Source organism: Pseudomonas sp. DE0010, assembly GCF_007680745.1.
Classification (GTDB): domain Bacteria; phylum Pseudomonadota; class Gammaproteobacteria; order Pseudomonadales; family Pseudomonadaceae; genus Aquipseudomonas; species Aquipseudomonas parafulva_B.
In genome coordinates, this window is sequence record NZ_VEJQ01000194.1 from 1 (window position 1) to 280 (window position 280).

Annotated in this window: 2 protein-coding genes; both read right to left on the reverse strand. The window is 60.7% G+C overall.

Annotation, left to right across the window (positions count from 1 at the left end):
- Positions 1 to 95: CstA-like transporter-associated (seleno)protein (locus tag FS767_RS22215; protein ID WP_144968249.1), on the reverse strand; the 95-nt coding region annotated here is incomplete at its 3' end.
- Between the two features lie 12 nt (positions 96 to 107).
- The coding region (locus FS767_RS23620; RefSeq protein WP_178102778.1) for a hypothetical protein at positions 108 to 280 on the reverse strand (173 nt) is incomplete at its 5' end.

The following is a 280-nucleotide window of genomic DNA, read 5'->3' on the forward strand; positions in this document are numbered from 1 at the left end:
ATGTGCTCGACATAGGTGTCGTAGTCGGGCATGCCCACCAGCATCTTGGCGGCCTGCCCCAGGTACTTACCCATGCGACCCAGGTCATTGAACATAGGGATTCTCCTTTAAACGCCCGCGGCCGGCTGGAACGGGGTCTCGCGATCGCTGCGCTCGGGCTTGGCCAGGGCGGCGCGACCGACCTTGATGGAAAAGAACAGGATGCTCATCACCACCACCAGGAACAGCACCGAGAGGGTGGCGTTGGTGTAGGCGTTGAAGACGATGTGCTGCATCTGCT